Origin of the sequence: Micromonospora sp. D75, assembly GCF_018070405.1 — a bacterium.
Classification (GTDB): Bacteria; Actinomycetota; Actinomycetes; order Mycobacteriales; family Micromonosporaceae; genus Micromonospora; species Micromonospora chalcea.
In genome coordinates, this window is the sequence record NZ_JAGPXV010000574.1 from 1 (window position 1) to 3852 (window position 3852).

Annotated in this window: 4 protein-coding genes; 3 read left to right on the plus strand and 1 reads right to left on the minus strand. The window is 74.4% G+C overall.

Features of this window, described 5'->3' with window-relative positions:
• The 3 genes from KBX39_RS25665 to KBX39_RS25675 form a co-directional block, all read left to right on the plus strand.
• The coding region (locus KBX39_RS25665) for a ComEC/Rec2 family competence protein (protein WP_210872914.1) at positions 1-1640 on the plus strand (1640 nt) is incomplete at its 5' end.
• Positions 1641-1762: 122 nt separating this feature from the next.
• Positions 1763-2743 carry a DNA polymerase III subunit delta gene (gene holA / locus KBX39_RS25670; RefSeq protein WP_043328991.1) on the plus strand — a complete coding sequence of 327 codons (981 nt, stop codon included), beginning with the start codon at positions 1763-1765 and terminating at the stop codon, positions 2741-2743.
• Positions 2740-3204 carry a hypothetical protein gene (locus KBX39_RS25675; RefSeq protein WP_210872916.1) on the plus strand — a complete coding sequence of 155 codons (465 nt, stop codon included), beginning with the start codon at positions 2740-2742 and terminating at the stop codon, positions 3202-3204. The genes holA and KBX39_RS25675 overlap by 4 nt, the downstream gene beginning before the upstream one ends.
• Before the next feature lie 172 nt (positions 3205-3376).
• Here KBX39_RS25675 and rpsT read toward each other — a convergent pair whose 3' ends face one another.
• Positions 3377-3643 carry a 30S ribosomal protein S20 gene (gene rpsT / locus KBX39_RS25680; protein ID WP_030503107.1) on the minus strand — a complete coding sequence of 89 codons (267 nt, stop codon included), beginning with the start codon at positions 3641-3643 and terminating at the stop codon, positions 3377-3379.
• Positions 3644-3852 lie beyond the last annotated feature (209 nt).

The following is a 3852-nucleotide window of genomic DNA, read 5'->3' on the forward strand; positions in this document are numbered from 1 at the left end:
AGGTGGAGGAGGACTTCCGGGCCACCGGGATGACGCACCTCAACGCGGTGTCCGGCTCCAACGTGGCGATAGTGGTCGGCGCGGTGCTGCTGCTGGCCCGCTGGGCGCGCGCCGGTCCGCGTACCGCCGCCACGCTGTGTGTGCTCGCCCTGGTCGGGTTCGTCATCCTGGTACGGCCCTCGCCGAGCGTGGTGCGCGCCGCCGCGATGGGTGCGATCGGGCTCGCCGCGCTGGCCGCCGGGCGGTCCCGGTCGGCGCTGCCCGCGCTCGCCGCGGCGGTCACCGGGCTGATCCTGTACGACCCGGACCTCGCGGGCGACCCGGGGTTCGCGTTGTCGGTCTGCGCCACCGGGGGACTGCTGCTGCTCGCGCCGGGGTGGCGGGACGCGCTGCGCCGCCGGGGCGTACCGCCCGGGCTGGCCGAGGCGCTCGCCGTGCCGGCCGCCGCGCAGCTCGCCTGCGGCCCGGTGATCGCCGGACTGTCCGCGACGGTGAGCCTGGTGGCGGTGCCGGCGAACCTGTTGGCGGTGCCGGCCGTCGCGCCCGCCACTGTGCTCGGTGTGCTGGCGGCGGTGCTGTCGCCGGTGTGGCCGGGCGGCGCGGAGTTCCTGGCCTGGCTGGCGAGTTGGCCGGCGCGCTGGCTGGTGGCGGTGGCCGCGCACGGGGCGGACCTGCCGGCCGGGAACCTGCCCTGGGTGGGCGGGGTGGCCGGGGCCCTGCTGCTGGCGGGGGTGAGCGTGGCGCTGCTGCTCGCCTTCCGCCGACGCCGGGCGCGGCGGCTGGTCGCGGTCGTGGTGATGGCGGTGGTGCTCGGCGCGGCGCCGATCCGGTTGCTTGCCTCCGGCTGGCCGCCGCGCGGCTGGGTGGTGGTGGCGTGCGCGGTGGGACAGGGGGACGCCGTGGTGCTGCCGGTGGCGGCCGGCCGGGCCGTGGTGGTCGACGCCGGACCGGACCCGTCCGGCGTGGACGCCTGCCTGCGCCGCCTGCGCGTACGTGAGGTGTCGCTGCTGGTGGTCAGTCACTTCCACGTCGACCACGTCGGCGGCGTGGCCGGGGTGTTCCGGGGCCGGCGGGTGGGCGCGGTGGTGGGTCCGTCCTGGTCCGAGCCGCCCTACGGCGCCGCCCAGGTACGCGAGGCGGCCCGCCGGGCCGGTGCGCCGCTCGCCGCCGCGCAGGCGGGCTGGCGCTGGCGGGCCGGAGCGGTGGACCTGGTCGCGGTGGGGCCGCCGTACCCGCTGCGGGGCAGCCGGTCCGACCCGAACAACAACTCACTCGTCCTGACCGCCACCGTGGCCGGGGTACGGGTCCTGCTCGCCGGTGACGCCGAGACGGAGGAGCAGCGGGCGATGCTGGAGACGATGCCGGCCGCCGCGATCCGGGCCGACGTGCTGAAGGTGGCCCACCACGGCTCGGCGTACCAGGATCCGCAGTTCCTCGCCGCGGTGCGCCCGGCGGTGGCGCTGGTGTGCGTGGGCGTCGACAACGACTACGGGCATCCCAACGCCGGATTGCTGGACCGGCTGGCCCGGGGCGGCGCGCGGGTGCTGCGTACCGACACCGGCGGTGACCTGGCCGCCGTGCGCGTCGGCGCCGGCCTCGCCGTGGTGACGCGCGGCCCCGATCCGGTACGACAGCGGTGAGGTGGCGAATCTTGTTGGGATAGATGGTGGATCAAGTCAAATGTCTGGATTTGCGCTGAGTGCGGGCTGTGCCGTCACAGTCCTCGATGACCAGGTCCGATCGGGTCGGAGGGCGTGCGAGTATGGGCGACGTGACCCCCGCCGACCTGCCTCCTATTGTGCTCGTCCTCGGCGACGAGGAGCTGCTCGCCACGCGAGCGGTGACCGAAGCCGTCGCCCGGGCCCGCGAGGTGGACCCCGACGTGGACGTGCGGGAATACCAGGCCGGCACGCTCACCGTCGGCGAGATCGCCGAGATGCTCAGCCCGTCGCTGTTCGGCGGCCGCCGGGTGCTGGTGCTCCGCTCCGGGCAGGACGCCCGCAAGGACCTGTCCACCGCGCTACTGGCGTACGCGAAGAACCCCGACCCGGACGTGCAGCTCGTCGTGCTGCACCTGGGCGGGGCCAAGGGCAAGGCGTTCGCCGACGGGCTTCGGGCGGCCGGTGCCACGGTGGTGCCGGCGATGAAGCTCAAGGGCGACCGGGAACGGGCCGCCTTCGTGCGGGACGAGATCCGTCGCAACGGGGGCAAGTGCACGCCGGACGCGGCCGACGCCCTGGTCGCGGCAGTCGGCAACGACATGCGTGAGCTGGCCGCCGCCTGCTCGCAGCTGCTCGCCGACACGGACGGGCGGATCAGCGCGGACACGGTGGCCCGCTACTACCGGGGGCGGGCCGAGGTGACCGGCTTCACGGTGGCCGACGCGACGATGGTCGGCGACGTGCCCGGCGCGCTGGAGGCGCTGCGCTGGGCGCTGCACGTCGGCGTCGATCCGGTGCCGATCGCCGACGCGCTGGCCGACGGCGTACGAACCGTGGCCCGGGTCGCCGCCGCCGGGCGGGGAAGCCCGTTCCAGCTGGCCAAGACGCTGGGCATGCCGGCCTGGAAGATCGAGAAGGCTCAGGTGCGGGCCCGGGGCTGGACGCCGGAGGGCCTGGTCGAGGCGATGCGGGTGGCCGCCGAGTGCAACGCGGCGGTCAAGGGCGGCGCCGACGACCGGGCGTACGCGCTGGAGCGAGCCGTGTTCTCGGTGGCCGCGGCCCGGCAGGGCGGCGCCCGGTGACCCGATCGTGGTCGACTGTGGCCACGGACGAGGAGCGGTACCGCCCGCTCTACGCCCGGGTGCTGGGCCTGCGCTTCGTCAACCCGGGCGGGGTGCTCTGCTTCCTGTTCTTCGAGGGCGCGATGGCGCTCGCCGTGCTGCTCGCGCTCGCCGAACTGGTGAGCTGGTGGGCGGTGCTGGTGCTGCCGGTCGCGGTGGCCGCGATGGTCAAGCTCAACGACGTGGTCGCCGAGATGGTCGTCCGCACCGCGGCGCTGGTGCCCGAGCAGGAGCGGGACCGCTTCCGGCGGCAGATGGAGCCGGTGGTCGGCCGGGCCCGGGTGCCCGCGAGCGCCCGCGCGCTGCCGAGCGGCGCGGTCCGGAGCGTCCGGTCGTTGCCGGGCGGCACGCCAGCCGACTCCCGGGGCGTCCGCTACCACCACCCGCAACACGCGACGTTCGACCGCCCGACCGAGCGCTAGCAGCGCCTCTTCCCCGCGCCGCGCCCCGCGCCTTCGCGCGGAGATCTTGGTACGGGATGGCCCCTCGGGGGGCCGTTTCGTACCAAGATCTGCGGCGTGATCGGAGTGGGACAGCCGGAAGCCCCGTGGGCTCGATGGCCCCGGGGCTTCCGGTCGGGATCTGCGGTGCCGGTCAGGCAGAGAACGAGGCGACGCGCTTGGCGATCGCCGACTTCCGGTTGGCCGCCTGGTTGGCGTGGATGACACCCTTGCTGGCAGCCTTGTCCAGCTTCCGGGTGGCCTCACGCATCAGCACGGTGGCCTTCTCGGCGTCGCCCGCCTCGGCAGCCTCGTGGAACTTCCGGATGGCGGTCTTCAGCGACGACTTGACCGACTTGTTACGCAGCCGGCGCTTCTCGTTCTGCCGGTTGCGCTTGATCTGGGACTTGATGTTCGCCACGCGACAGCCTCGTCTTGATAGCTCGGGTTGGTCTGCTTTCGCGCACGACGAGCATGCGTCATCGCCGCGCGAAAAGCCAGGCTACCAGGTCGGTCCCCGACGAGCCAAAACGCCTCCGGCCGGGGCCCACCTGCCACCGTCACCAGCATGCCGTCGCACCCAGCGATCACACCAGTCCGATCGGCGTTTCCAGGCTGGTCGAGCGGCGA

Bases quoted from the DNA above. Each gene is read 5' to 3' on its own strand.
- holA (WP_043328991.1), top strand. From the start codon at position 1,763: ATGGGCGACGTGACCCCCGCCGACCTGCCTCCTATTGTGCTCGTCCTC.